Below are 23,677 nucleotides of genomic sequence, written 5' to 3' on the forward strand. Positions count from 1 at the left end.
GCTCGGATGACGCAACGCTACGTGGTCGCCATCGACCAGGGCACCACCTCCACCCGGGCCATCCTCTTCGATCAGCGCGCGCGCCTGACCGGCGTGGCGCAGCGCGAGCACCGGCAGCACTATCCGCGGCCGGGGTGGATGGAGCAGGACGCGCTCGAGATCTGGCGCAATGTGGAGCGCATCGTGCCCGCGGCACTGCGGGATTCGGGGGTCACCCTGGAGCAGATGGCCGCGGTGGGGATCGCCAATCAGCGCGAGACCACGGTGGTGTGGGACCGGCGCACCGGGACGCCGATCGGGCGGGCCATCGTATGGCAGGACGTGCGCACCGAGGAGCTCGTCGAGCGACTGCGGGAATCGCCCGGGGCGGAACGGATTCGAGAGCTGTGCGGCCTGCCGCTGGCCACCTACTTCGCCGCGCCGCGGCTGCGATGGCTGCTGGATCGCACGCCGGGACTGCGGGAGCGGGCCGAGCGCGGTGACGTGCTGTTCGGGACCATGGAGACCTGGCTCATCTGGAATCTCACCGGAGGAGCCGATCACGGGGTGCACGTCACCGATGTCTCCAATGCCGGCCGGACACTGCTGATGAACCTGTCCACCCTGGAATGGGACCGAGAACTGTTGCGGTTCTTCGATATTCCCAAGGCCATGCTGCCCGAGATCCAGCCCTCGACCGGTGAGTTCGGCACGGCGCGGCGAGTGCTGCCGGGAGTGCGGATCGCGGCGGCGCTGGGCGATCAGCACGCGGCGCTGTTCGGGCAGACCTGTTTCGCGCCCGGCGAGACCGAATGTACCTACGGCACCGGTGGATTCCTGCTCATGAACACCGGGCGGGAGCTGGTGCGGTCCGAGCACGGACTGCTCACCACGATCGGGTATCAGGTGGGGCCGGAACCGGTGTACGCGCTGGAGGGGCCGATCGCGGTGACCGGCTCGCTGGTGCAGTGGCTGCGGGACAATATCGGGCTCATCGCCAGTGCGCCGGAGATCGAAACCCTCGCGGGCACAGTCGAGGACAATGGCGGCTGCTATCTGGTGCCCGCCTTCTCGGGGCTGTACGCACCGCACTGGCGCAGTGATGCGCGCGGGCTGCTCATCGGGCTCACCTCGTATATCACCAAGGGGCACATCGCTCGTGCGGTGCTCGAGGCGACGGCCTGGCAGACGCGCGATGTGGTGGAGGCCATGAACGCCGACTCGGGACTGCAGGCCGGGGCGTTGCGGGTGGCGGGCGGGATGACCTCGGACAACCTGCTCATGCAGATCATCGCCGATGTACTCGACATACCGGTCATGCGTCCGATCGTGGCGGAGACGGTGTCGCTGGGCGCGGCCTACGCGGCGGGCCTGGCGGTCGGCTACTGGCCGGATCTCGAGGGCCTGCGGCACAATTGGCGCGTCGCGGCGCAGTGGCTGCCGCGCATGGACGCGGACCTGCGCGCCGAGGAGTACGACAACTGGAAGCGGGCCGTGGAGCTTACCTTCGGGTGGCTGCGGCCCAACAAGCCCGTGTCCTGACGACGCGGAAGTCGTTGACCTAACGTGGCAGGTATGCGGCTCTACGTCGGTTGCGCAATGTGGACACACCCGGACTGGCAGGAGAAGCCGCTACCTCCGGCCGAACGGCTGCGCACCTACTCCTCCTGGTGCAATGCGGTCGAGGGCAACACCACCTTCTACGCGGTCCCGCAGCGGCGCACCGTCCAATCCTGGGCCCGCCAAACCGATCCCGACTTCCGCTTCGTGATCAAACTGCCCCGCACCATCACCCACGACCGCCGCCTCACCGGCATCGACGACGAGATGGCGGCGTTCCTGGACGCCATCGAACCGCTGGGTCGCCGCCTGCACTCGCTGTGGGTGCAGCTGCCCGCCTCCTTCACCAATCTGCCCGCCCTCGCCGAGCTGCTCGCCGGCCTGCCGTCGCACTACCGCTGTTCCGTCGAGGTGCGCCATCCCGCCTTCTTCGAAAACCCCCGCGCCACCGCCCAACTCGAACAGGTGCTGACGGCAGCGGGTGCGGAGTGGATCCCGTTCGACACCACCGTCCTGTTCGACGGCCCGCCCGCCAGCCCGGCCGAGTACGAGGCCCGCTCCAAGAAGCCCAACAACCCGCGCCGCACCCGCGCCCTCACCGCATTCCCGATCGTGCGATATCACGGCCGCGACGACATCGCCACCACCGTCGCCGGCTGGCAGCCCTGGATCGACACCACCGTCGCCTGGCTGCGCGAAGGCCGCTCCCCGACCGTGTTCATCCACACGCCCGACAATGCCTCGGCCCGGACCCTCGCGCGCCGATTCCACGCCGAGGTCCGCGCCCACCTCCCCGACCTGGAACCCCTGCCGGACCCCATCCCCACCGACCCCATGACCCTGTTCTGACCGAACCCGCGGACGGTTCGGCGCAGGCCGAAGGATGGCGGCGGGACACTGGACCCATGGAACCGATCAGAGACGGCGATGTGGACATCTCCGGCGCCGCCCGCCTCCTGGCGGACCCGGCCCGGGCCCGCATGCTCACCGTTCTGGCCGACGGCCGCGCCCAGCCGGCCGGTGAACTGGCCCGGGCGGCGGGCGTCACGGCCGCGACCGCCAGCGAGCACCTGGGCAAGCTGGTCGATCAGGGCTGGCTGGCCGTCGAGAAGGCGGGCCGTCATCGCTACTACCGCATCGCTCTCCCCGAGGTGGTCCAGGTCCTGGAAGCCATTTCCCTGATCTCGCCGGTCCAACCGGTCCGTTCGCTACGCGGCGCCCGCGCCAACCGCGACCTGAAGCTCGCCCGCACCTGCTACGACCACCTCGCCGGAGCCGTCGGGGTAGCGATCTTCGACGCCCTGCACGACGCCGCCCTCCTGAACGTGATCGGCGGCCACTGGACCGCAGCCGACCACTCCCACCCCCTCCTCGACGAATTGGCCATAACCCCAACCGATCTCCGCCATTTCGGCCGCCGCCCACCGGTCAAGGTCTGCCTCGACTGGTCCGAACGCCGCTACCACCTGGCCGGCGGCCTCGGCGCACTGATGCTGCGCCGCATGCTCGACAACCACTGGTGTGTCCCCGGAACCACCCCCCGCGCAATGACATTCACCCCCGCCGGTTGGGTGGCACTCAGCCGCACGGCCGGTATCGACAAGACCGCCATCAGCTCCGAGATCCCCGGAACCGCCACCCGAGCCCCCGCAGCGGCCGTTTCCCGCGGCGCATGAAGAAACGAGCCGCCGCGCCTGAAACGGAGTGCTGCCGGGATGCGCACACCGGTCAGCCCGAACGCCGCGTCCGTACTGCAGCGGTAAGTCGTGACTCATTGGGGCCGATGCGATTTCGACGCGGTCGGGAGGCCTCCGCGGCGATCCGGCAGCGAGCGGAGAGTAACGGCTTTTCTCGGGCAGGAAACTCGAGAACAGCGTCCGGGCTGCGCGCCGGACGATCAACTCAGCGGCGGTCGATCGACGCCGGGGATGGTTCGGTCCGGGCCGAAGTTGTTGCGGGCCAGGGTGGAGGGCATGACTCGAACACTGGAAGTGGCACGGACCGGGAGCGGTGGGCTGGCGCTGGCGGCGATTTCCGCCGGATATTTCGTTGTCATTCTGGATGCCACGATCGTGAACATCGCGCTGGATCGGATGGCGGTCGGGCTGCATACCACGGTGACGGGACTCGAGTGGGTGGTCGACGGGTATACCGTCACCGTCGCGGCGCTGCTCATGCTCGGTGGCGGGCTGGCGGATCGGTTCGGGGCTCGGCGCTCGTTCCAGGCGGGGCTGGGGTTCTTCGCGGTGGCCTCGGTGGGGTGTGCGGTGGCGCCGGAGGTCGGGGTGCTGGTGGCGGCCCGCGTGGTGCAGGGAATCGGTGCGGCGCTACTGATCCCGGCGTCGCTGGCATTGATCCGGTTCACGTATCCGGATGCGGCGGCGCGGGCGAGGGCCACCGGGATCTGGGGTGCGATCGGGTCGACGGCGGCCAGTTGCGGGCCGGTGCTGGGCGGCGTGCTGTCCGAAACCCTGGGCTGGCCCGCGATTTTCGTCATCAACGTGCCGGTATGCGCGGTGACGGCGGTGCTGATCCATCGGGCGGCACCATCTGTACCCGGAGTGGCGCAGCCGATTCCGGTGTCCGGGCACGTCGCGGCCGTCGTCGCCATGGCGGGAGTCACCGCCTTCGTGATTCTCGCCGGTGCCCGTCCCGTACGCCCGGAGCTGCTCACGGTCACCGTGGTGGTGGCATCGGCGGGTCTGCTGCTGGGATCCGCGGCGGGACGCGCGGGTAAAGGTTTGCTGCCCAGGGGACTTCGTCGTGAACGTGCTTTCACCGGCGGCGCGATGATCGGCCTGGCGCAGAACTTCGGCTTCTACGGCGAGCTCTTCGCGGTCAGCCTGTACCTGCAACGGCACCTGGGTTATTCACCCGCGCTGGCCGGTGCGGCACTGCTGCCCGAAATGGCCGTCGGCATTCTGGCCTCCGCCCTGGGCGGCAGGCACGCCGCGCGCCGCGGTCCCCGCACGGTCATCGTCACCGGCCTGACGGTCGGCGCGGCCGGCCTGATCGGCCTCGCCTGCATCAGCGCCCGCACGCCGTATCCGATGGTCGCGATACCCTTGCTGCTCATCGGTTTCGGCATGGCCTACACCATGCCCGCGGCCACCAATGTCACCGTTTCGGCCGCGGGCCCGGCGAACGCGGGGCTGGCTGCTGCCGCGTTCAATGCCGCCCGGCAGCTGGGTTCGGCGCTCGGTGTCGCGGTCCTGGGCGCGCTGATTCCACTCGCCCCCGATTCGCTCGCCATCCCGCTGGCGATCGCCGCCGCGGTCTACCTCGTCGCCGCCGCCCTGGCCAGGTCGTTCCTCCCGTCGCAGGGTCGTCCCTGAGTGCGGCACGGTCGTCCCTGAATGCGGCAGGGCCGGCCCGAACGGCACACGGTGGAATGCGGGGCCCGGCCCGTATTCCACCGTGCGCCACCGGTTGAGTCAGCCCACGAGGACCGGCGGTTTGCCGGCGCGCTGGGCTTCGCGGGCGAGGGCGCGGTCGCGCTGCTCCTCGAAGCGGACCACGTCCTTGCGGAGCTTGTCGAGGAATTCGCCGAGCTCATTGCGGCGCCGGTCGCCGGCGGGGCCGAAGTCGGTGCGCTCGAAGATGTTCCACTTCTTGAGGTTGGGGACCAGCACCTCGTCGAGGTGCTGGCGCAGATCGTAGATGCCGTGCTTGGCCATCAGCACGCCGTTGCGGCGGAAGTTGGGCATGCCCAGGCCGGGCATCTGGAAGCTCGTCACGACATTGGTGATGGCGTCCATGGCCTGGTCGGGCGAGAGGTCCAGGGCCGCGGCGCACAGGGTGCGGTAGAAGATCATGTGCAGGTTCTCGTCGGCGGCGATGCACTGCAGCATGCGGTCCGCGACGGGATCATTGCAGACCTTGCCGGTATTGCGGTGGGACACACGGGTCGCCAATTCCTGGAATGTCACATAAGCGACGGAATGCATGAATCCGGCATCGGCTTGAATGAACTCGGTGTTCGAGTACTTCTTGATCAGACGCGCCGGGTTGTACCCCTCGGTCATGTGAATCATTCGCGCCTGCTCGAGCGCCACCGGATCCACACCCCGGGTGACCACCAGATAGTCGCGAATCACGATGCCGTGCCGGTTCTCCTCGGCCGTCCAGCGGCCCACCCAGGTGCCCCAAGCCCCGTCCTGGGAGAAGTTCTCGGCGATTTCGCGATGATAGCTGGGAAGATTGTCCTCAGTGAGAAGATTGGTCACCATGGCCGCCTTGGCGACCTCACTGAGCTTCGACTGCTCCGGGTCCCAGTCCACACCATCCATAGCTGCAAAGTTGCGACCTAGATCCCAAGGCACGTAGTCGTGCGGGTGCCAGTCTTTGGCCATCGATAGGTGACGGTTCACGTTCTGCTCGGCGATCGGCTCCAGCTCGATGAGTAGCTCCAACTGCGTGAGACTCCTGGCCACGATCCTTTGCCCTCCCTCGAAATGGCTCGGTGCTGGGGGAATGATGTAGGAGAGAATGCTGGAGATCCGGCGATCGCCGCCGCGGCGAGAGGGATCCGTGGAGTTGAAAAGGGATGCTCGCGTGTCGCTTAATGAGACTGGTCGGCTCCGCCTCGGATAATCTAGCTCAGTTCGCCGAATATTGGCTCAAAACCCCGCCGATGTGTTCACGGCCGGGCTCACTCGGTAGTTCCAAACCAGTCCCTGACAGCCATGCGGATCGCACACTGGTTCGCCTAATCGTTGCTACGGAGAGTGAACATGCAGACGCCCCACCGCCGGCAGTACCCCAGTGTCGTTGTCACCGCGCTCGCGGCGACCACCTCGATCGCGGGAGACGTCGACTCGACGTGGAAGGGACTACTCAATGGGGAGAGCGGGATCGACGTCCTCGAGGACAGCTTCCTCGACGATCTCGGCTTACCGGTCCGTATCGGTGGTCACCTCAAGATCTCACCCACCAGCCAGCTCACCAAGGCCGAGACCCGGCGCCTGGCCTACGTCGAGCAGATGGCGGTGGTGCTGGGCCGTGAGGTGTGGGTCAATGCCGGCAGCCCCGAGGTGGACCAGGATCGTCTCGGCGTCTCCATCGGCACCGGCCTCGGCGGCGCGGAGGTGCTCATGTCCGCCCGCGACAAGCTGGTCAACGGCGGTTACCGCAAGGTGGTGCCGCACACCGTGCAGGCCGTGATGCCCAATGGCGCGGCCGCCTGCGTCGGAGTCGAGTTGGGCGCGAGGGCTGGTGTGTCCACGCCTGTTTCGGCTTGTTCGTCCGGTTCGGAGGCGATCTCCAATGCCTGGCGCATGGTCGTCATGGGCGATGCCGACATGGTGGTCACCGGCGGCGTGGAGGGTTCCATCCAGGCGCTGCCCATCGCCGGGTTCTCCATGATGCGTGCCCTGAGCACCCGCAACCACGACCCCAAGGGCGCCTCGCGGCCGTTCGACCTGGACCGTGACGGTTTCGTTTTCGGTGAGGCGGGAGCGCTCATGGTCATCGAGACCGAGGAGCACGCCAAGGCCCGCGGCGCCACCATCCACGCCCGCATCATGGGTGCGGGCGTCACCTCCGACGGCTTCCACCTGGTCGCCCCCGACCCCGAGGGCACCGGCGCGGCCCGGGCCATGTCCCGCGCCATGGAGTACGCGGGCCTGTCCAAATCCGATGTCACGCACATCAATGCGCACGCCACCGCCACGCCGATCGGCGATACCGCGGAGGCGAACGCCATTAAGCAAGCCGTCGGCAATCACGCTGCGGTGTACGCCCCGAAGTCCGCCCTCGGGCATTCCATCGGCGCGGTCGGCGCGTTGGAGTCGGTCATCACCGTTCTCAGTGTGCGGGACGGAATCATCCCCGCCACACTGAATTTGGAGAATCAGGACCCCGAGATCGACCTCGACGTGGTGAAAGGCCAGGCCCGGCCGGGTCGCTACGACTACGCCCTGAACAACTCCTTCGGCTTCGGCGGGCACAACGTGGCCATTGCCTTCGGCCGCTACTGATCGCTCCGGCCGTACGCGGTACCTCCATCGGCCGTAGACAGTGACGCGGGATTCCGGCACCTGCTAGAGTTCCCCAGCCCCCAGCAACATTCGGGCTTTCGTGTCGATCTTTGTTCGGTGTCACTGCACAGTTCTGACGGCTGTGAGTTGAAAAAGGATAGGGAATGATCGGCGAGACCTTCGATGACTATCTGGACGAGCACGGCAACATCAAAATCCCTGACAACCAGACCATGGTCGACCTGGTCGACAAGCACGCCGCGGCCAACGGGGACGAGCTCGCCTACCGCTATATCGACTATTCACGCGAACGCGACGGCGAGTACCACGACATCACGTGGAATCGCTTCGGCGTCCGGCTGCGCGCCGTAGCCGCCCGGCTGCAGCAGGTCACGCAGCCGGGCGACCGGGTCGCCATCCTGGCTCCACAGGGACTCGACTACATCGTGGCCATGTACGCCGCGGTGTACGCGGGCAATATCGCGGTGCCGCTGTTCGATCCGGACGAGCAGGGCCACACCGATCGGCTGCACGCCGTACTCGAGGACTGCACGCCCGCAGCCGTCCTGACGGTCGGTGCGGCTGCCTCCGGAGTGCGCGAGATCTTCAAACACCTACCGGCGCAGCAGCGTCCGCGCATCATCGCGGTCGAGGCGATCCCGGACGGCGTGGGGGAGAGCTGGGCGCGGCCGCGCCTGCAGATGGACGATGTGGCCTACCTGCAGTACACCTCCGGCTCCACCCGTACCCCGGCGGGCGTGGAGATCACGCACCGGGCCGTCGGGACCAACCTGCTGCAGATGATCGATGCCATCGGCATCACCGAGAAGGCCCGCGGCGTCACCTGGCTGCCGCTGTTCCACGACATGGGGCTGCTGACGGTCATCCTGCCCACCATCGGCGGCAAATACATCACCATCATGTCGCCCAGCGCCTTCGTGCGCCGACCCTCTCGCTGGATCAAGGAGCTGGCCGCCCAGGAGGACGGTGCCGAGATCTTCGCCGCCGCACCGAATTTCGCCTTCGAGCACGCTGCGGCCCGCGGATTGCCCAAGGCCGGCGAGGAATTGGACCTGTCCAATGTCATCGGACTGATCAATGGCAGCGAGCCGGTGTCGGTGACCTCGATGAAGAAGTTCAACGGCGCCTTCGCCCCATACGGCCTGCCCAAGACCGCCATCAAACCCTGCTACGGCATGGCCGAGGCCACGCTGTTCGTCTCCGCCACCAAGCGCGAGGACGAGGCCCGCACGGTCTGGGTGGACCGGACCCAGCTCAATGCCGGGCACATGGTCGAGGTCGACGAGCACGCGGAAAACGCTGTGGCCCAGGTGTCCTGCGGCTATGTGGCGAAGTCCCAGTGGGCGGCCATTGTGGACCCGGACACCGGCGCGGAGAGGGCCGAGGGCGAGGTCGGTGAGATCTGGTTGCACGGTGCGAACATCGGCCGTGGCTACTGGGGCCGTCCGGAGGAGAGCCTTGCGACGTTCCACAACAGGCTCACCTCCCGGCAGCCCGCGAGCCACGCGGAAGGCGCAGCGGCGGACGGGAACTGGATGCGCACCGGCGACTACGGTGTGTACTACGACGGCGAGCTGTTCATCACCGGCCGCGTCAAGGACCTGGTGATCGTGGACGGCCGCAACCACTATCCACAGGATCTGGAGTACTCCGCCCAGGAGTCCAGCACCGCCCTGCGCCCGGGTTTCGTGGCGGCCTTCTCGGTCGCGGGGGATCAGCTCCCGGTCGAGGTGGCCACGGTCGACACCGCCGCGTCCGCCTCCGCCGGCGAGCAACTGGTCATCGTGGCCGAACGCGGTACCGGCGCGGCCAAGCTCGACCCGGAGCCGATCACCGAGACCGTGCGGGCGGCCATCGCCAAGCGCCATGGTGTCACCGTGCGAGACCTGCTGCTGGTTCCCGCCGGATCGATTCCCCGCACCTCCAGCGGCAAGATCGCCCGCCGCGCCTGCAAGGCGGCCTATCTGGAGGGCACCCTCCGCGGCGGCCACCGCCAGCAGGCGTTCCCGGACGAGGCCGACTGACAGAGTCCCTCGGCGCGTGGCGCATCTTCAGAGACCTCGGAGCTGTGCCACTCGACGTTTCGGGTCAGTGCCCGCGGCGGAGGACCTGACTTCAGCGAATATTTAGCAATCGCCCGGTCTGTCTGCTCTTTTCGACGTGCAATGTGTCAATTGTCGAGCTGTACCGCGGTGAGTGGCTCGGCGGGGTGGGCGGCGTGCGCGGCCAGGGTGCGCGCGGCGGCATTCAGGCGAGCACGCGCATCGGCGTCGGCAACCAGGCCATCCGGACCGATACCGCTCTGGAGTACGGTGATCCGGCCGCAGGCCGCCTCGACCAGCTCGGCCCCGACGTAGCCGAGCACGGTGCGCAGGGTGGCCACGGCGGCCTCGCCGCGGCCCTCGTAGGCGACGTTCACGTAGGCGACCGGCTTGTCGGCGAGATCGGCATTGCCGACCGTCCACTCCAGCAGGTTCTTCAGGCTGCCGGGGATCATGCCCGCGTACTCGGGGGTGCAGAACAGCACCGCGTCGACCTCGGCGAGCTGCCGGTGCAGGGACTCGACCACGGCTGGCTCGGGCTCGTCACCGGGGATGAAAGCGGGCAGGTCGAGTAGGCCCTGGTATCGAACGGCCTCGAAATCGAGCCCGGCGTCGGCGGCGATCGAGCGCAGCGCTGCGGTGTTCGTCGAGCCCTCGCGAGTGCTGCCCGAAATCAAGAGGATGCGGAGAATGGTCACAACTGCGCCAACGGGGATGGGGCCGGGAGTATTTCGACGTCACGGAGCTGTTGTCTCTTATGCGCCGTCCCACCGAATGGGAGTTGTTGTGACAAAAAGTGTCGCCATCTCTCATAGTGGGTATGGTTTCGTTCAACCGGACTGTCCGGGACAGCTGACGCCTCCCCTCGGATCCGGTTGTGCGACAACTGCATAACGCGAGTATGTGCTAGAAGGGCAGGCAACGATGACTGCGAACACCAACCGCCTCGACGAGGCGGCGGTCGGTGCCGGACATCCCGGTGCGTTCGAACCCGGCAGGCTGCTGGCCGCCGAACCGATGACCGCACGGATGCTGCCCGGAGTTCCGCTGCCTGCTCGGGCCTGGCGCATCAAATACACCTCGACCACCGCCGCCGGGGCTCCGACGCAGGTCAGCGGCACCGTGCTGGTGCCGAACACGCCGTGGCGCGGACCCGGCTCGCGACCACTGGTCGGGTACGCGGTCGGCACGCAGGGTCTGGCGAGCACGGTCGCCGCCGCGTCCTGGCAGCTGCGGTTCGGGCTGGAATACGAATCGATCTTCCTTCGCGCCGCGCTGCGCCGCGGCTGGGCGCTCGCCATCACCGACTATCCGGGCCTCGGCAGTCCGGGCCTGCACCCGTACGTCATGGGCCGCGCCCTGGGCCCGGCTGTCCTGGACAGCATGCGGGCCGCGCGCCGGCTGCCCGAGGCGGACCTGGATCCCGATGGCCCGCTGGGCGTCTATGGCTACTCCGAGGGCGGCAATGCCGCGGGCTGGGCGCTGCAGTTGCAGCCCGACTATGCCCCCGACCTGCAGCTCGCCGGCGGCGTGGTCGGCTCGGCGCCCGCCGACATGGTCGAGATGGTGAAGTTCCTGGACGGCACGCCCTACGCCTTCCTGCTCTTCTACGGTGTGCTCGGCATCGAGGCCGCCTATCCGGAACTGAATGTGCTCCAGCACCTCAAGCCGCAGGGCCGCGCCCTGGCCGCGCTGTTCCGCCGCACCCATGTCGCCGCGGCGGCCGTGCTCGGGATCGGTGCGGGTCTGATCGTGCCCACCAGAGTTTCGACCTTCTGCCACCGGCCCCCGTTCGACGTGCCCGAGGTGAAGGCCCGGCTGCTGGAGAACCGGCTGGGCGGAATCGCACCCGCCGCACCGGTTCTGGTCGCCGGTGGCACCAGCGAGCAGGTCATCCCGTATCCGCAGGCCGTGTGCCTCGCGGAGGAGTGGGAGGCGGTGGGCGCGGACGTCACCATGCACACCATGCGGGGACGCGAACACATCGGCGGCGCAATGGCCTTCGCCGGACCGGCCATGCGATTCCTCTCCGAGCGTCTCACCGAGCAGGCCGACGCTCCGGCGTTGCGCCGCGGCGCGTAATCATCGGCGAAGGGCCGGGATCCCGTTGGATCCCGGCCCTTTCTGGTGAATCTCAGCCCGCGACACCCCAATGCAGGACGCGTGAGGTGAACAGCACCAGCCCGAGCGACACCACCGCTACGGTCACCAGGCCGACCACGGCGACCACCAGCGGCCGCCAGCCCGTGCGGGCCAGCTCGCGAATATTGGTATTGAGCCCGACGCCCGCGAAGGTGAGCAGGAAGGCCCATCTGGACACATTGGCCAGGTTCGCGACCTGCTGCTTGCTCAGCCAGTGGAAGGTCGCCACCGCGGACACGGCCAGGAAGCCCAGCACGAACTTCGGGAACTTGGACCACACGAACACCGCTTTCGCCCGCAGCCCGGGCGCGATGGCCTCGGCCTCGCCGCGCGCCGCCCAGTAGGCCGCGAAGCCCAGCACCACGAACCCGATCAGGGCATTGCGGGTGGACTTCACCAGCACCGCGACCTTGCCCGCCTCATCGGAGAACAGATAGCCGGTGGCGGTGGTCTCGGCGGTGTTGTCCACGGCCAGGCCCGCCCACAGCCCGAACTCGTGATCGCTGAGCCCGATGGCGTGCCCCAGCGGCGGCAGCACGAACAGCGCGACCGCGCCCAGTGCCAGAATGGCCGCGATGGCATAGCCGACATCGGAATTGCGGGCCCGGACCGCGCCCTTGCCCGCGATGATGGCCGATACCCCGCAGATGGCGGTGCCGATGGCCAGCAGCGATCCGAGCTTGCCGGACAGGCCCAGCCGGCGCGCCACCGCCAGAATGATCGCGCCCGACACGGTCATGTCGACCAGGATCTGAATGAAGCTGGTGCCGCCCAGCTTCGCCACGTCGCCGAGCACGAAGCGCGAGCCGAGCGCCACGATGCCGATCTTGAGCCAGAATTCGTAGGTGCCCACACCGGGCCGGAAGATCGGGTGCAGGCCAACGGTATTGGTGATGAGCAGGCCGATCAGGATGGCCCACAGCACGTATTCGATATCGGGGACGGTCCAGTGCTGATGTCTGGCGGCGGCGTTCCACCAGATCTGCGCGTACTTGCCGAGCACGCCGACTGCGATGAGCAGCAGGATGCCGGGGACGTAGCCGAGCAGGCGGGCAACGGTGAGCGGACCTGAGGACTCGTCGAAGTCGGTTGTCATGGAATCTGTTTCGGCGTTCCTGCCGAGATTCACGGCGGTGTCACCCATGTCATCACCACGGAATCTTCGGCAGCACGTCGAGCACGGCGAGCACGGTCACCATGCCCGACACGATCACGGACCACCAGTCGGCGCCGAGCCGCCCAAGAGCGTTGAGCCTCGACGATCGGGCACCGGCGGGCGCGGGATTGGGACTGTTCACCAGGGGCCTCCAGGGAAATCACGCAGTACAGCAGGTCTGCACTATGTGGTGCCCGGCGGATTTCGGACAGCGTTGGAATCGGTCTGATTCCAGTTCCGCCGTGCTGATTCGGCTCGGTCGTGTTGATCCCAGCAATGCCGGTGCGGGCGCTGCGGCGGTGCAGCCGGTCGCGGCACTGGGCCACGCACAGGGCCCAGGTGGGCTGGTTGGCCTGCGGGAGCGGCCGGGCCAGCAGGTCGGGGTCGATACCGAAAACGGTGTGCGGGCAGTCGAACCGTGGCCGCACGCCGGACCTCCGGCTCCTCGACCGTACTGATGGACCGATTATGGCCGAAAGTATTGATTTTGTGGCCGTCGCTCTTTCATGGCCGGATATGCGCAGGTCGTAGCGTCGGAACCGAACATCGAGGTGAGGAGAGGGACGCATGACCACCAGCTCGTCGATCGTCATCATCGGCACCGGCTTCGGCGGCCTCGGCATGGCACTCGAGCTGGCGCGCGCCGGGATCGACGACTTCGTCATCCTCGAGCGCGGCGGCGATGTCGGCGTGGCGTGGCGCGAGAACACACCGGTCGTCGGCGCAGAATCCCAGGAGTAGCAATGCGATTCGACTACGACGTCCTCATCATCGGTTCCGGCTTCGGCGGCAGCGTGAGCGCCTTGCGACTGACCGAGAAGGGCTATCGCGTCGGCGTGCTGGAGGCGGGCCGCCGCTTCGAGGACCACGAGTTCGCGAAGACTTCGTGGCGGCTGCGACAGTATCTGTGGGCCCCGGCCCTGGGTTGCTTCGGAATTCAGCGATTGGCGCTACTGAAGGACACCTTCGTGATGGCGGGTGCGGGTGTCGGCGGCGGCTCGCTGGTCTACGCCAACACCCTCTACGAGCCGCCGGACAGGTTCTACGCGGACCCGCAGTGGGGTCACATCACGGACTGGAAGGACGAGCTCGCCCCGCACTACGACCAGGCCAAGCGCATGCTGGGCGTGACGGCCAATCCGGCGACCACCCCGGCGGATCGCGTGCTGCGAGACGTGGCCGATGGCATGGGAATCGGCGACACCTACCGGCCCACTCCGGTCGGCGTCTTCTTCGGCGGACCCGGCCACCGCCCGGGCGAGGACGTGCCGGATCCGTTCTTCGGCGGTGCGGGGCCGCACCGGCGTGCCTGCACCCACTGCGGTGAATGCATGACCGGCTGTCGGCACAACGCCAAGAACACGCTGGTCAAGAACTACCTGTACCTGGCCGAAAAAGCCGGTGCCGCAGTGCATCCGCTCACCACCGTCACCGACGTGCGACCGCTGAGCGGCGGCTACGCGGTGGAGACCGTCCGTACCGGGCGCGTGGTCGGGAAGCAGCGTCGCGAATTCACGGCCGAGCACGTGATCTTCGCCGCCGCCTCGCTCGGGACCCAGCGGCTGCTGCATCGGCTGCGGGACAAAGGCTCGCTCACCGGGATCTCGGACCGCCTCGGCTATCTGTCACGCACCAACTCCGAGGAATTGCTCGGCGTGCGCAGCCGTGACGAGCACGCGGATTACACGAAGGGCGTGGCGATCACGTCCTCGATCCACCCCGACCACGACACCCATGTCGAGCCGGTCCGCTATGGCAAGGGCAGCAATGCCTTCGGCGTGATGAGCACCCTCATGGTCGACGACGAGGGCGACACCCCGCGCTGGCGGCTCTGGTTGCGAGCGGCCCGACGTCGGCCTCGCGATGCGGTCCGGGTGCACAATTCGCGACACTGGTCCGAGCGCACCATCGGCCTGCTGGTCATGCAGTCGGTGGACAACTCCATCACCACCCATACCAGGCGTGGCCTGTTCGGCCGCCGCATGACGACGAAACAGGGTGAGGGCCAACCCAATCCGACCTGGGTACCCGCCGGGCACGAGGTCGCCCGCCGGATGGCGGATGCCATCGGCGGTATCCCCATCGGCGCCAGCTCCAGCATCCTGAAGATCCCCATGACCGGACACTTCCTGGGCGGCTGCGCCATCGGCGACTCGCCCGCCACCGGCGTCGTCGACGCCTACCACCGGCTCTACGGTCACCCCGGCCTGCACGTCATCGACGGCTCCACCATCTCGGCCAATCTCGGCGTCAACCCGTCGCTCACCATCACCGCCCAGGCCGAACGCGCACTCTCGTTGTGGCCCAACAAGGGTGAGCCCGACCCCCGCCCGGAGATCGGCGCGGCCTACCGCCGTGTACCCCCGATTCCGCCCCGCAACCCCGTTGTCCCGCCCACCGCCCCGGCAGCCCTGCGGCTCCCACTGGTCGGCTTCATCGACGGTTCGAAGACACACACGAACAACTGATCCGGCCGCCGATCCGGCGGCCGAGAATTGACCGGCCCGCCACCGGCGGGCCGCGGCGAACCCCGTACCGAGCTGCGCGCAGGAACACGCCACCGACGCCCCCGGCCCGACGCGAGGAAAGGCGTCCACGGGTGCGTGGGAGAGAGTGCCCGATGGGAGCGGCGGACCACTGAGTCTCTCGACTGTCCGAGGATGCGGCTGACGCCGGTGCACATCCGCCCGGCATGCTTCGGCTACTCCGCGATGTCGTCGTCGAACCGGTAGGTGACCCCGGTGAGCCGCTCGGACTCGGCCCACAGTTCGGCCGCCAGCTCCGGGTCACACGCCTGCTCGCCGATCTTGTTCTCGACCGGGTAGCCCTTGCTGGCACCGCTGGGCCCGAAGAACTCCCCGCCGCGCACCCCCGGATCGGTGGCCGCGCGCAGCGTCGGCAGCGCCCCCATCTCGACGGTCTGCATGAAGATCCGGAACATCCACCGGATCGGCGGCTGGGACAGGAAAGCCACTGTGGGACCGAGGTTCTGGGCGAAGTCCGATTCCGCCGCCCCCGGGTGCGCCACGACCGAGATCAGCCTCGACCCGGTGCCGTTGAGCTGCCGCTGTAATTCGAACGCGAACAACGCATTGGCCAGCTTGGACTGCGCGTAGACCGACAGCCCCTTGTACTTGCGCCGCTCGTAGAACAGATCGTCGAGCTCGAACGAGGTCCCCTGCCGCGCGGACAGCCCGCTGGTCACCGTCACCACTCGCCCGTGCGGCGCGGCCTGCAGCAGATCCAGCACCAGGCCGGTGAACGCAAACGGTCCCAGATGATTTGTCGCGAAGGTGCTTTCGAACCCGTCCGCGGTGACCGACCGCTCCCGGTTCAGCGTCCCCGCATTGTTCACCAGCAGATCGATCCGCTCGAACTCGTCGTGCACCCACACCGCGGCCTTCCCCACCGACTCTTGCGACGCCAGATCCAGCTCCACGAACGGCAATTCGGCATCGGGCGCACTCTCCCGAATGACTTCCGCTGCCGCCGCGGCCCTCTCGGCATTCCGGCAGGCCAGCACCACCCGGGCTCCACGCTCGGCCAGCCGCCGCGCGGTCTCCAGCCCCAGCCCCGCGCTGGCCCCGGTGACAATCGCGGTGCGCCCGTTGAGATCCGGAATGTCGTCGGCGGTCCACGGCATCGTTGAGCTACCCACGGTGCGATCCTGACTACTCAGATCCAGTACTTCCCGCCAGGGAGCCTAGATCGAGTTGTACGCGGGTACCAGCTGCGTCGCGAACCTCACTGTGGGACGGGCCGTCCCGCTGGGTCGGACCGCCGCCAGGACCATGCGATCGGCCCGCCGGGGCGATAGGGCGCCAAAAGCCCGCGGGCCTTCGACGACTTCAGCGGGGCTTTGATGTGGGCCTGCCCCCGGGAGCAGCATCACGGCCCTCGCCGGTATCGAACACCGACCACGGCCGGTGTGGCGGCGGACGACCGGTTTGGATCAGCGCAGGTTGGTGATCAGGTCGGCCGCGATCGCCTTGACTGCGGCCTCTGACGCATCAGGGCTGGTCCAGTCGTTGAACGCGACTTCGGCGACGGCATTTCCGGCTCGCATGATCAGCCGGCTGTCGGCGCGGCCGGGGAAACCCACGGAAGCACCACTGATCACGAAGGCTTCCTGAACTTGTGGCCCAAGGTCGGATGGGTTGATATCGGCCGACTTCGGATTGGTGAGTTGTGGACCGTAGCTGTCCAGGAACGAACTCTTCGCGCTGGCATAGCTTTTCGCCGCAGTCGAGGTGATACGCAGATCCACCTGAATACGCGCGGGGCGAGTCGGAGAATCGACTGTCCAGCTGGGCGATCGGGTGAATTCGCCCTGTGCCATCGGGACCGTCGGGGTGTGTTTGCACGCCGCGCCGGGAGTGTACGTGGTGAGTACTGCCGGCGAGATCAGCGCGCATTCGTCGGTCGGGCTCTGATAGGTCGGCCCCGTGGCAGTCGGATCGGAATCCTTGCCGTGCAAAGCAATTGCCGTGCCACCGCCGATCGCGGCTGCCACTACGACGGCTCCGGCAATCAAGGCCCATTTCTGTCGAGGTCGTCGCGGCTTGCCATCGGTGACGGCATTCGACGACGATACCGAGTTGCTGTTGAGTGACCCGAGAACAGTTCGTGTCGGCGTCGGCGCGGGAGTCGCCCTATCCATGAATCTCACTCCGATCTCAAGCGTTGCCGGCTTGAGACCCTACCGCAGCGGCTCCGATGTCATTACGTCCGGTCGCGGATCATCGTGGGCCGAATGGTTGTGAAGGCCAACCCAATTCGAATGCCGGTACCTGCGGGGACGCGTTGCCGGCGGCGGTCTCCGCCGGATCAGTGATCGGTGCATGCCCGATTGTCGACGATGTCCAGCTGGGAACACGGGCCTCGACACGGCCGGACCGGATGTCGGAGCGCCGAGTGTTCGCCGCCGCACGACGCACGTGCGGTATGTGTCGTCCGGGCGCGCTACGAGAGCGGTGTTCGATTCGGTGGGGGCAATCGTGGTTCGTCCCGGTCGTGGTCGAGACCGGGCGGCTTCAACGCCAGCATGGACCGACCCGAGCCTTCCCCCGACGGCGATTGGTCTGCGAAAGGCCGAGGCGCCCTGCACTATTGCAGGATGGGCGGAACAACACCGTGGACGACTGCGGATATCCCGGACCTACGTGGGCGAACGGCCGTGGTCACCGGCGCGAGCGCGGGACTCGGCCTCGAAACGGCCAGGCTGCTCGCCGAACGTGGTGCCGAGGTGATACTGGCCTGCCGAAGCACCGAACGCGCCGCCGCGGCGGCGGCGGCGATACGACAGGCGGTGCCGGCGGCCCAGTTGCCGATCTTGCGCCTGGATCTGGCATCTCAGCGGTCGGTACGCGAGGCGGCCGATCGGCTGCACGCGCGATACGAGCACCTCGATCTACTGATCAACAACGCGGGGACGCTCGCGCGGGCGCGGTCGGTTACCGCGGACGGTTTCGAAACTGTCCTCGCCACGAATCATCTCGGGCCGTTCGCCTTCACCGGGTTGATCCTGAGCCTGCTCATGGCCGCGCCGGACGGACGCGTGGTGACCGTCGGCAGCGGGACCTCCGGATACCGCACTACCAAGCTCGATCTCGACGATCTGCACTACGAGCGGCGTGCATATCGAGCCTTGCGGGTCTACGGGCAGTCGAAACTGGCGAACCTGTTGTTCGCGTTCGAGCTGCAGCGGCGCCTCAACGACATCGACACCCGCCTGGTCGCGGTCGCGGCTTACCCGGGAGTCGCTCATACCGACTTCAGCCGCAATCTGAGTCCGGCCCTACGACGGGTGCTGACGGCGCCGCTACTGGACAAGCTCCTACGGCCGTTCGTTCAGAGCGCGGAAATGGGCGCGCTACCGACACTGCGGGCGGCCACCGACCCCGCGGTGCGCGGGGGTGAGTACTTCGGTCCTGCCGGACGCGTGACGGGGTATCCGGTGCTGAGCGGGGCGGGGGAGCAGGCCCACGATCTGACGCTGGCCGCAGGGCTGTGGGAGGCATCCGAACGGCTTACCGGGGTCGTGTTCGACTTCGACCCGACCGCTAGAAATTGACAAATCGGCCGTAGCGTGAACGATGGTTGCGCGATGAGCTCCATATCGACCGTGCCCAGCTCATCGACTTCCTGGCGGCCATGATCCTGACCGCGTCCGAGATCACGACCACCGTGCAGCGCGAGACGGCCTCCAGCCGAGTCTCTTTTCGGCGGCGCGGATCTTGCGGTAGACGCGCCGGCCGTAGCGCAAATCCGGACCGCCTCGGCGGGTGCCGATGCGGTCCGGCGGTCTCCCGAGCGTCAGGGAACGACGACCGTGAAATTGGGATCGGCCTTGTCCAGCAGGCCGGTGAGCCGCTTCCACACCCCGGCGTCGCCCTTGGTCCGCAGGCCGTCGAACGAACCGGTCGCCATCAGCTGCAGCAGGCCGAGCTTGGTGAGGGTGATGTCGAGATCGGCATCCCGTTTGCGGGTGGCCGGATGGTGGATGAGCGCGCCGTGGCTCAGCTCCATCCGGTAGTTCTCGCCGCTGTCGGTGAAATGCCAAGCGATGCTGAACTTCTCGTCCCACGCCTTGGACCCGACGATGTTCAGCGACAGGGTGTCGAACAGCTGGGTGATGCTCATGGCGAGGGCTACCGCCTGGCTGGCGGCGATCGCCGTGGGGGTGACACCCCGGCGGAGTTCCTGTGCGCCGGTGAGGAAACAGTTGCGCCATGTCGCGTTCTCGGAGCCGAGGCCGAGCTGCTCGAACACCGCCGCCAGGGTCTCCTTGGCCTCGGCGTGGGACGGGTCGGCGAAGACCGCGTGGCTGCCGAGTTCGGCCGCGAAGCGCAGATCGCCCTGGTCCACGAACTCCTTCACCTTGGCGACGGTCGCGTCCACGCCACCGAGCAGCTGCACGTACCGGGTGGCCTGCTCCTGCGGCGGGTGCGGCCACAGGTGCGCCGGATTGGCGTCGTACCAGCCGAGATAGCGCTGGTAGACGGCCTTCACGTCATGGCTGATGGAGCCGTAGTACCCGCGGTTGTTCCACTGTGCGGCCAGCTCCGGGGCCAGCGGGAAGTCCTCGGCGATCTCGATTCCGATCTCGCCCCGGTTCATTCGCCGCACGGTCTGGTCGTGCAGGTAGGCGTAGGTGTCGCGCTGCTGGATCAGGAACTCGACAATGTTGTCCCGGCCCCAGGTCGGCCAGTGATGTGAGGCGAACACGACATCGGTGCGGTCGATGAACATCTCGATCGCCTCGGCGATGTACCGCGACCACATGCGGGCATCGCGAACCTGTGCCCCACGCAGCGTGAGGATGTTGTGCAGGGTGTGGCAGGCGTTCTCGGCCATGCACAGCGCATTGCGGTCGGGCAGCAGGAAGTTCATCTCGGCCGGCGCCTCGGTGCCGGGCGTCATCTGGAAGATGATCCGCACCCCGTCGAACACTTCCTCCTGGCCGGTGTCGGTGATGTCGAGTGTCGGTGCGAGCAGCCCGAATTCACCCGCCGAGGCGACCGGGCCCAGTCCCATGCCGACCAGTCCCTTCGGGTGGCGCGCCAGATTCGCGCCGGAGTAGTACATGCCACGGCGCAGCATGGCCGTACCGGCGTACACGTTCTCCGAGATGGCGTGTTCCATGAAGTGCTCGGGTGCGATGATCGGCACGGTGGTGTCCGGTTCGACCACCCCGAGGACGCCGCCGAAGTGATCGGCGTGCGGGTGGGTGTAGATCACCGCGGTGACCGTGCGGTCGCCGCGGTTCGCGCGGTACAGCGCCAGCGCGGCGGCCGCGGTCTCCGCGCTGACCAGCGGGTCGACCACGATGACACCATTGTCCGACTCGATCAGTGTCATGTTCGAAATATCCAGGCCGCGAACCTGATACACGCTCTCGCACACCTCGTAGAGGCCGTGCATCGCGGTGAGCTGGGACTGCCGCCAGAGACTCGGGGGGACGGTGGCCGCGCCATCGGCCTTCAGGAAGTCGAAGGAGTCCGCGTCGTAGGCCACGCCGCCGTTCTTCCCGGGAATCACGGCGGGAGAGAGGCGGGCGATGAAGCCGCGCTCGGCATTGTCGAAATCGGTGCGATCCGCAGGTTCTACTGTCATGTGTCACCTCACTGTTGGGCTTTCCGGCTCTCGATCCAGTTGGTTCCAAGGTCGACGGCCTTGGAGACCGGCCCGAATATTGGCGGTAGTAGTCGAGCTTGCGCCCGAGCCGCGCCACCCTCTTCTCCGCGCGTTGTCTCCTCGCCGACCGTTTGCCACCGCAATCCCCGATCCAGTACGCATGTTTCTCGAGCCCGTACGCGGACACCGTCCACGCCACGTCTTCCGCCAGCCTCACACAGAACAGGTGAACTTCCAGCAATTTGAGATGGGTCTGTTGTAGATCGATATCCGAGGTGATTTGGTGCATTTGCGGATATTCAGCTATCCACTGGATATCCAGTGGGCACCCCGGGATGTCCGCATTGACCCTGGACGAATCCGGACTCACATCTCAGGATGAGACCTGATCTTCATCGATGAGGAGTGGGCATGGTGACCGAGCAGCGCGTGGACTGGCTGGCGGGTGGCGTGCGGCGGTCGGTCGCCGCGGACCGGATCGTCGGGGTCGCGTCGGAGCTGTTCCAGGCGCGCGGGTTCGACCATGTGGGGATGGACGAGGTGGCGAGCGCGGTCGGATGCTCGCGGGCCACGCTGTATCGGCACTTTCCCGGCAAGGCCGCACTGTTCGACGCGGTGATGGCCAAATCGGCGATCGCGGTGGCGGAGCGGGTGGCCGCGGCGGTGCGGCGGTACGAGGGCTCGCGCCGGATCGTGGAGGCGATCTTGGCGTCGGTGGCGGCGGTACGCTCGGATCCGGTGCTGGCCAACGGATTCGCGGGCACCGGGGCAGGCGGCAGTGACGGTGCCTTCGCGAGCTCGCCGGAGCTGGGGCGGATCGCCACCCTGCTCACCGGGATCGCGCCGGATGACGAAGCGGCGCAATGGATTGTGCGCATGGTGCTGTCGTTGCTGACCTGGCCCCTGGCCGATGTCGCCAGCGAGCGGCGGATGGTGGAGCGCTTCATTCGCTGAGCTGGGGCAGCGGCAGCAGCGGCGCGTCCGGATCCAGGGTGAGGCCGCGGGCGGCGGCGGTGGCCGCGAGCGCGCCCCAGGCGAAGGCGGTCAGCTCCTCGGCGAGTTCCTTTGCGGTGATTGCCGGTTCGTTGAGCCAGCGCAGTACGCCCAGCCCGATCGCGCCGAGCATGGCATCCACAGCGAACTGGGTGTGGTCGCCGTTCGCGCCGCGCAGGCGCAGTACGCCGGAGAAGAAGTCCGCGACTGTATCGGACAGTGGACGGCCATCCTCGATCAGGCGGGTCGCGCCGAAGGCCGCGACCACATGTGAGCTGACAATGAAGCGAAACAGGTTGGGGCGCTCGGCTACCAGGTCGATGTAGGCGGTCAGGGCGGTGCGCAGGCCGTCGCGGACCGGTCCGGCGGGGTTCAGGTGCGGGGTGACCCGCTCGACGATGAGCTGCTGGACGCTCCCGCTCACCGCGGCCAGCAGTTCCACCTTGTCGCCGAAGAATCGATACAGCTTGGGGCGGGTTATACCAGCGGTTTTCACCACATCGTCGATGGACAGATCGGGGCCGTGGGCGTCGATGGCGCGGATGGTGGCCTCGATGAGTTCGGTTCGGACCGAGGTGCGGTGCGAGTGCCAGCGGTCGTAGCGCGCATCGCCCTTCCTCTCGCCCGGGCGGTCGTGACGCGGGTGGGAGGCCATGCGGCAGATTGTAATTCGATCCGTTACGGCGCACGTCTTGCATGCTGTCTGGGACAATCCTACACTGGGCATCACATCGAACATGCAGTACCAGGTACTTCGTGTTGCATCAAGGATGGTCCAGATGGCGAATGTCCTTCCGGCGCAGACCTATCCCAAGGCCCGCCGCATCAGGTTCCGATTCGATCAGCGCACTTCCAGCGACAAGTACTTCGTCGAAAACGACATGGTCTACAGCCATTTCGTGGCCGGCATGTCCGGCGGCTTCCCGGCGGGGGAGGAGTCCTTCATTCGTTCGGTGCGCCGGGTGGCCGACCGGGTCACCGATCCGATGCTCAAGAAGCGGGTGACCGGTTTCGTTGGACAGGAGGCCATGCATGGCCAGGAGCATCGCAAACTCAATGAAAAGCTGGTCGAGCTGGGCTATCCCATCGCCTGGCTGGACTCCGAGCGGGCCAGGGAGCGCATGCTCTGGATCGAGGAGCGGGTCCCGCCCGAGGTACACCTGGCCATGACCGCGGCGGCCGAACACTACACCGCCGTGCTGGCGCAGCGGGTGCTGTCCAGCGACGAGATCCAGGCCATTCCCGGTGATCCGGAAGTGTGGAATCTGCTGAATTGGCATGCGCTGGAAGAACTCGAGCACAAGTCGGTGGCCTTCGACGTGTTCCGCGCGGCCGGCGGTACCGAGCGCACCCGCATCGGAGTCATGCTCGCCATGTACTCGCTGACGCTGCCGCTGACCTACGTGAGCCTGGCGCTGTCCGTCGGGCGCGACCCGGCCGCGCGCCGGCAGCCGATCCGCGTGGCGCGCGAGGCATATCGGCTGTTCACCGGCCCCATCTTCCGCGGGCTCATGCCGGAACTCGGCAAGTACCTGAGGCCCGGCTTCCACCCCGACGACATCGACACCGCGGCACTGCTGTCCCGGTGGCAGCAGGAGCTTTTCGGGCCGGACGGTCAGCTCGTCGACCACGTGAAGTGATCACAACCCATGGCAAGAAAGGACCGGCCA

The 23,677-nt window shown here is 67.4% G+C and carries 19 protein-coding genes and 1 pseudogene; 12 read left to right on the forward strand and 8 right to left on the reverse strand.

The annotated features are described in order from the left end of the window. Positions 1–6 precede the first annotated feature (6 nt). From glpK to ACIRRA_RS20240, 4 genes are all read left to right on the forward strand, one after another. Complete coding sequence (gene glpK, locus ACIRRA_RS20225) at positions 7–1,521, forward strand: glycerol kinase GlpK (RefSeq protein ID WP_402770043.1); 1,515 nt, start codon at positions 7–9, stop codon at positions 1,519–1,521. Positions 1,522–1,554: 33 nt separating this feature from the next. Continuing rightward, complete coding sequence (locus ACIRRA_RS20230; RefSeq protein ID WP_402770045.1) at positions 1,555–2,388, forward strand: DUF72 domain-containing protein; 834 nt, start codon at positions 1,555–1,557, stop codon at positions 2,386–2,388. Between the two features lie 56 nt (positions 2,389–2,444). Then, the gene (locus ACIRRA_RS20235) at positions 2,445–3,215 is read left to right on the forward strand and encodes an ArsR/SmtB family transcription factor (protein ID WP_402770047.1); all 771 of its coding nucleotides are present in this window, start codon (positions 2,445–2,447) and stop codon (positions 3,213–3,215) included. Positions 3,216–3,512: 297 nt separating this feature from the next. Continuing rightward, a complete protein-coding gene (locus tag ACIRRA_RS20240) occupies positions 3,513–4,874 on the forward strand; it encodes an MFS transporter (RefSeq protein WP_402770050.1) in 1,362 nt (453 codons plus the stop codon). A 99-nt stretch (positions 4,875–4,973) separates the two neighbouring features. Here the strand turns inward: ACIRRA_RS20240 and ACIRRA_RS20245 are convergent, their stop codons facing one another. After that, positions 4,974–5,972 carry an acyl-ACP desaturase gene (locus tag ACIRRA_RS20245; protein ID WP_402770053.1) on the reverse strand — a complete coding sequence of 333 codons (999 nt, stop codon included), beginning with the start codon at positions 5,970–5,972 and terminating at the stop codon, positions 4,974–4,976. Between the two features lie 300 nt (positions 5,973–6,272). Here ACIRRA_RS20245 and ACIRRA_RS20250 point away from each other — a divergent pair, with 300 nt between their 5' ends. Both ACIRRA_RS20250 and fadD32 read left to right on the forward strand, forming a co-directional pair. Then, positions 6,273–7,517 carry a KasA/KasB family beta-ketoacyl-ACP synthase gene (locus ACIRRA_RS20250; protein ID WP_402770055.1) on the forward strand — a complete coding sequence of 415 codons (1,245 nt, stop codon included), beginning with the start codon at positions 6,273–6,275 and terminating at the stop codon, positions 7,515–7,517. Between the two features lie 164 nt (positions 7,518–7,681). Continuing rightward, positions 7,682–9,562 (forward strand): long-chain-fatty-acid--AMP ligase FadD32, encoded by a 1,881-nt coding sequence (fadD32, locus tag ACIRRA_RS20255; protein ID WP_402770058.1) that lies wholly within the window; start codon positions 7,682–7,684, stop codon positions 9,560–9,562. 146 nt (positions 9,563–9,708) lie between these two features. Here the strand turns inward: fadD32 and ACIRRA_RS20260 are convergent, their stop codons facing one another. Beyond that, complete coding sequence (locus tag ACIRRA_RS20260) at positions 9,709–10,278, reverse strand: NADPH-dependent FMN reductase (RefSeq protein ID WP_402770061.1); 570 nt, start codon at positions 10,276–10,278, stop codon at positions 9,709–9,711. Positions 10,279–10,504: 226 nt separating this feature from the next. Here ACIRRA_RS20260 and ACIRRA_RS20265 point away from each other — a divergent pair, with 226 nt between their 5' ends. Next, positions 10,505–11,662, forward strand: coding sequence for a lipase family protein (locus ACIRRA_RS20265; RefSeq protein WP_402770064.1), 1,158 nt, complete (start codon positions 10,505–10,507; stop codon positions 11,660–11,662). Between the two features lie 52 nt (positions 11,663–11,714). Here ACIRRA_RS20265 and ACIRRA_RS20270 read toward each other — a convergent pair whose 3' ends face one another. Next, complete coding sequence (locus ACIRRA_RS20270) at positions 11,715–12,818, reverse strand: YeiH family protein (protein ID WP_402770373.1); 1,104 nt, start codon at positions 12,816–12,818, stop codon at positions 11,715–11,717. Between the two features lie 52 nt (positions 12,819–12,870). Further along, a complete protein-coding gene (locus ACIRRA_RS20275) occupies positions 12,871–13,020 on the reverse strand; it encodes a hypothetical protein (protein ID WP_402770067.1) in 150 nt (49 codons plus the stop codon). 425 nt (positions 13,021–13,445) lie between these two features. On the opposite strand from ACIRRA_RS20275, the pseudogene ACIRRA_RS20280 reads away from it, so the two are divergent. Both ACIRRA_RS20280 and ACIRRA_RS20285 read left to right on the forward strand, forming a co-directional pair. Next, a pseudogene (locus ACIRRA_RS20280) lies at positions 13,446–13,589 on the forward strand (NAD(P)-binding protein); the annotation flags it as partial. Between the two features lie 32 nt (positions 13,590–13,621). After that, positions 13,622–15,346: a GMC oxidoreductase gene (locus tag ACIRRA_RS20285; RefSeq protein ID WP_402770070.1), complete on the forward strand. Its 1,725-nt coding sequence runs from the start codon at positions 13,622–13,624 to the stop codon at positions 15,344–15,346. A 233-nt stretch (positions 15,347–15,579) separates the two neighbouring features. Here the strand turns inward: ACIRRA_RS20285 and ACIRRA_RS20290 are convergent, their stop codons facing one another. Next, a complete protein-coding gene (locus tag ACIRRA_RS20290) occupies positions 15,580–16,536 on the reverse strand; it encodes an oxidoreductase (protein WP_402770073.1) in 957 nt (318 codons plus the stop codon). A 294-nt stretch (positions 16,537–16,830) separates the two neighbouring features. Further along, entirely contained in the window at positions 16,831–17,538 is a 708-nt protein-coding gene (locus ACIRRA_RS20295) for a hypothetical protein (protein ID WP_402770076.1), read from the reverse strand. Positions 17,539–17,994: 456 nt separating this feature from the next. On the opposite strand from ACIRRA_RS20295, the gene ACIRRA_RS20300 reads away from it, so the two are divergent. After that, positions 17,995–18,951: an oxidoreductase gene (locus tag ACIRRA_RS20300; RefSeq protein WP_402770078.1), complete on the forward strand. Its 957-nt coding sequence runs from the start codon at positions 17,995–17,997 to the stop codon at positions 18,949–18,951. 242 nt (positions 18,952–19,193) lie between these two features. Here the strand turns inward: ACIRRA_RS20300 and ACIRRA_RS20305 are convergent, their stop codons facing one another. Further along, a complete protein-coding gene (locus ACIRRA_RS20305) occupies positions 19,194–20,993 on the reverse strand; it encodes an alkyl/aryl-sulfatase (RefSeq protein WP_402770081.1) in 1,800 nt (599 codons plus the stop codon). 432 nt (positions 20,994–21,425) lie between these two features. Here ACIRRA_RS20305 and ACIRRA_RS20310 point away from each other — a divergent pair, with 432 nt between their 5' ends. After that, a complete protein-coding gene (locus ACIRRA_RS20310) occupies positions 21,426–21,968 on the forward strand; it encodes a TetR/AcrR family transcriptional regulator (RefSeq protein WP_402770084.1) in 543 nt (180 codons plus the stop codon). Here ACIRRA_RS20310 and ACIRRA_RS20315 read toward each other — a convergent pair. Next, positions 21,958–22,662, reverse strand: a complete 705-nt coding sequence (locus tag ACIRRA_RS20315; RefSeq protein ID WP_402770087.1) for a TetR/AcrR family transcriptional regulator — start codon at positions 22,660–22,662, stop codon at positions 21,958–21,960. The two genes, ACIRRA_RS20310 and ACIRRA_RS20315, sit on opposite strands and share 11 nt — an antisense overlap. A 124-nt stretch (positions 22,663–22,786) precedes the next feature. Here ACIRRA_RS20315 and ACIRRA_RS20320 point away from each other — a divergent pair, with 124 nt between their 5' ends. Further along, entirely contained in the window at positions 22,787–23,647 is an 861-nt protein-coding gene (locus tag ACIRRA_RS20320) for a metal-dependent hydrolase (protein ID WP_402770090.1), read from the forward strand. The last annotated feature ends 30 nt before the right edge of the window (positions 23,648–23,677 follow it).

Origin of the sequence: Nocardia sp. NPDC101769, assembly GCF_044766925.1 — a bacterium.
Taxonomy (GTDB): domain Bacteria; phylum Actinomycetota; class Actinomycetes; order Mycobacteriales; family Mycobacteriaceae; genus Nocardia.

Excerpts from the sequence above, each read along its gene's own strand:
- glpK (WP_402770043.1), top strand. The coding sequence starts at position 7 with ATGACGCAACGCTACGTGGTCGCCATCGACCAGGGCACCACCTCCACC.
- ACIRRA_RS20230 (WP_402770045.1), top strand. The coding sequence starts at position 1,555 with ATGCGGCTCTACGTCGGTTGCGCAATGTGGACACACCCGGACTGGCAG.
- ACIRRA_RS20235 (WP_402770047.1), top strand. The coding sequence starts at position 2,445 with ATGGAACCGATCAGAGACGGCGATGTGGACATCTCCGGCGCCGCCCGC.
- ACIRRA_RS20240 (WP_402770050.1), top strand. The coding sequence starts at position 3,513 with ATGACTCGAACACTGGAAGTGGCACGGACCGGGAGCGGTGGGCTGGCG.
- ACIRRA_RS20250 (WP_402770055.1), top strand. The coding sequence starts at position 6,273 with ATGCAGACGCCCCACCGCCGGCAGTACCCCAGTGTCGTTGTCACCGCG.
- fadD32 (WP_402770058.1), top strand. The coding sequence starts at position 7,682 with ATGATCGGCGAGACCTTCGATGACTATCTGGACGAGCACGGCAACATC.
- ACIRRA_RS20265 (WP_402770064.1), top strand. The coding sequence starts at position 10,505 with ATGACTGCGAACACCAACCGCCTCGACGAGGCGGCGGTCGGTGCCGGA.
- ACIRRA_RS20270 (WP_402770373.1), bottom strand. The coding sequence starts at position 12,818 with ATGACAACCGACTTCGACGAGTCCTCAGGTCCGCTCACCGTTGCCCGC.
- ACIRRA_RS20285 (WP_402770070.1), top strand. The coding sequence starts at position 13,622 with ATGCGATTCGACTACGACGTCCTCATCATCGGTTCCGGCTTCGGCGGC.
- ACIRRA_RS20295 (WP_402770076.1), bottom strand. The coding sequence starts at position 17,538 with ATGGATAGGGCGACTCCCGCGCCGACGCCGACACGAACTGTTCTCGGG.
- ACIRRA_RS20300 (WP_402770078.1), top strand. The coding sequence starts at position 17,995 with ATGGGCGGAACAACACCGTGGACGACTGCGGATATCCCGGACCTACGT.
- ACIRRA_RS20305 (WP_402770081.1), bottom strand. The coding sequence starts at position 20,993 with ATGACAGTAGAACCTGCGGATCGCACCGATTTCGACAATGCCGAGCGC.
- ACIRRA_RS20310 (WP_402770084.1), top strand. The coding sequence starts at position 21,426 with ATGGTGACCGAGCAGCGCGTGGACTGGCTGGCGGGTGGCGTGCGGCGG.
- ACIRRA_RS20315 (WP_402770087.1), bottom strand. The coding sequence starts at position 22,662 with ATGGCCTCCCACCCGCGTCACGACCGCCCGGGCGAGAGGAAGGGCGAT.
- ACIRRA_RS20320 (WP_402770090.1), top strand. The coding sequence starts at position 22,787 with ATGGCGAATGTCCTTCCGGCGCAGACCTATCCCAAGGCCCGCCGCATC.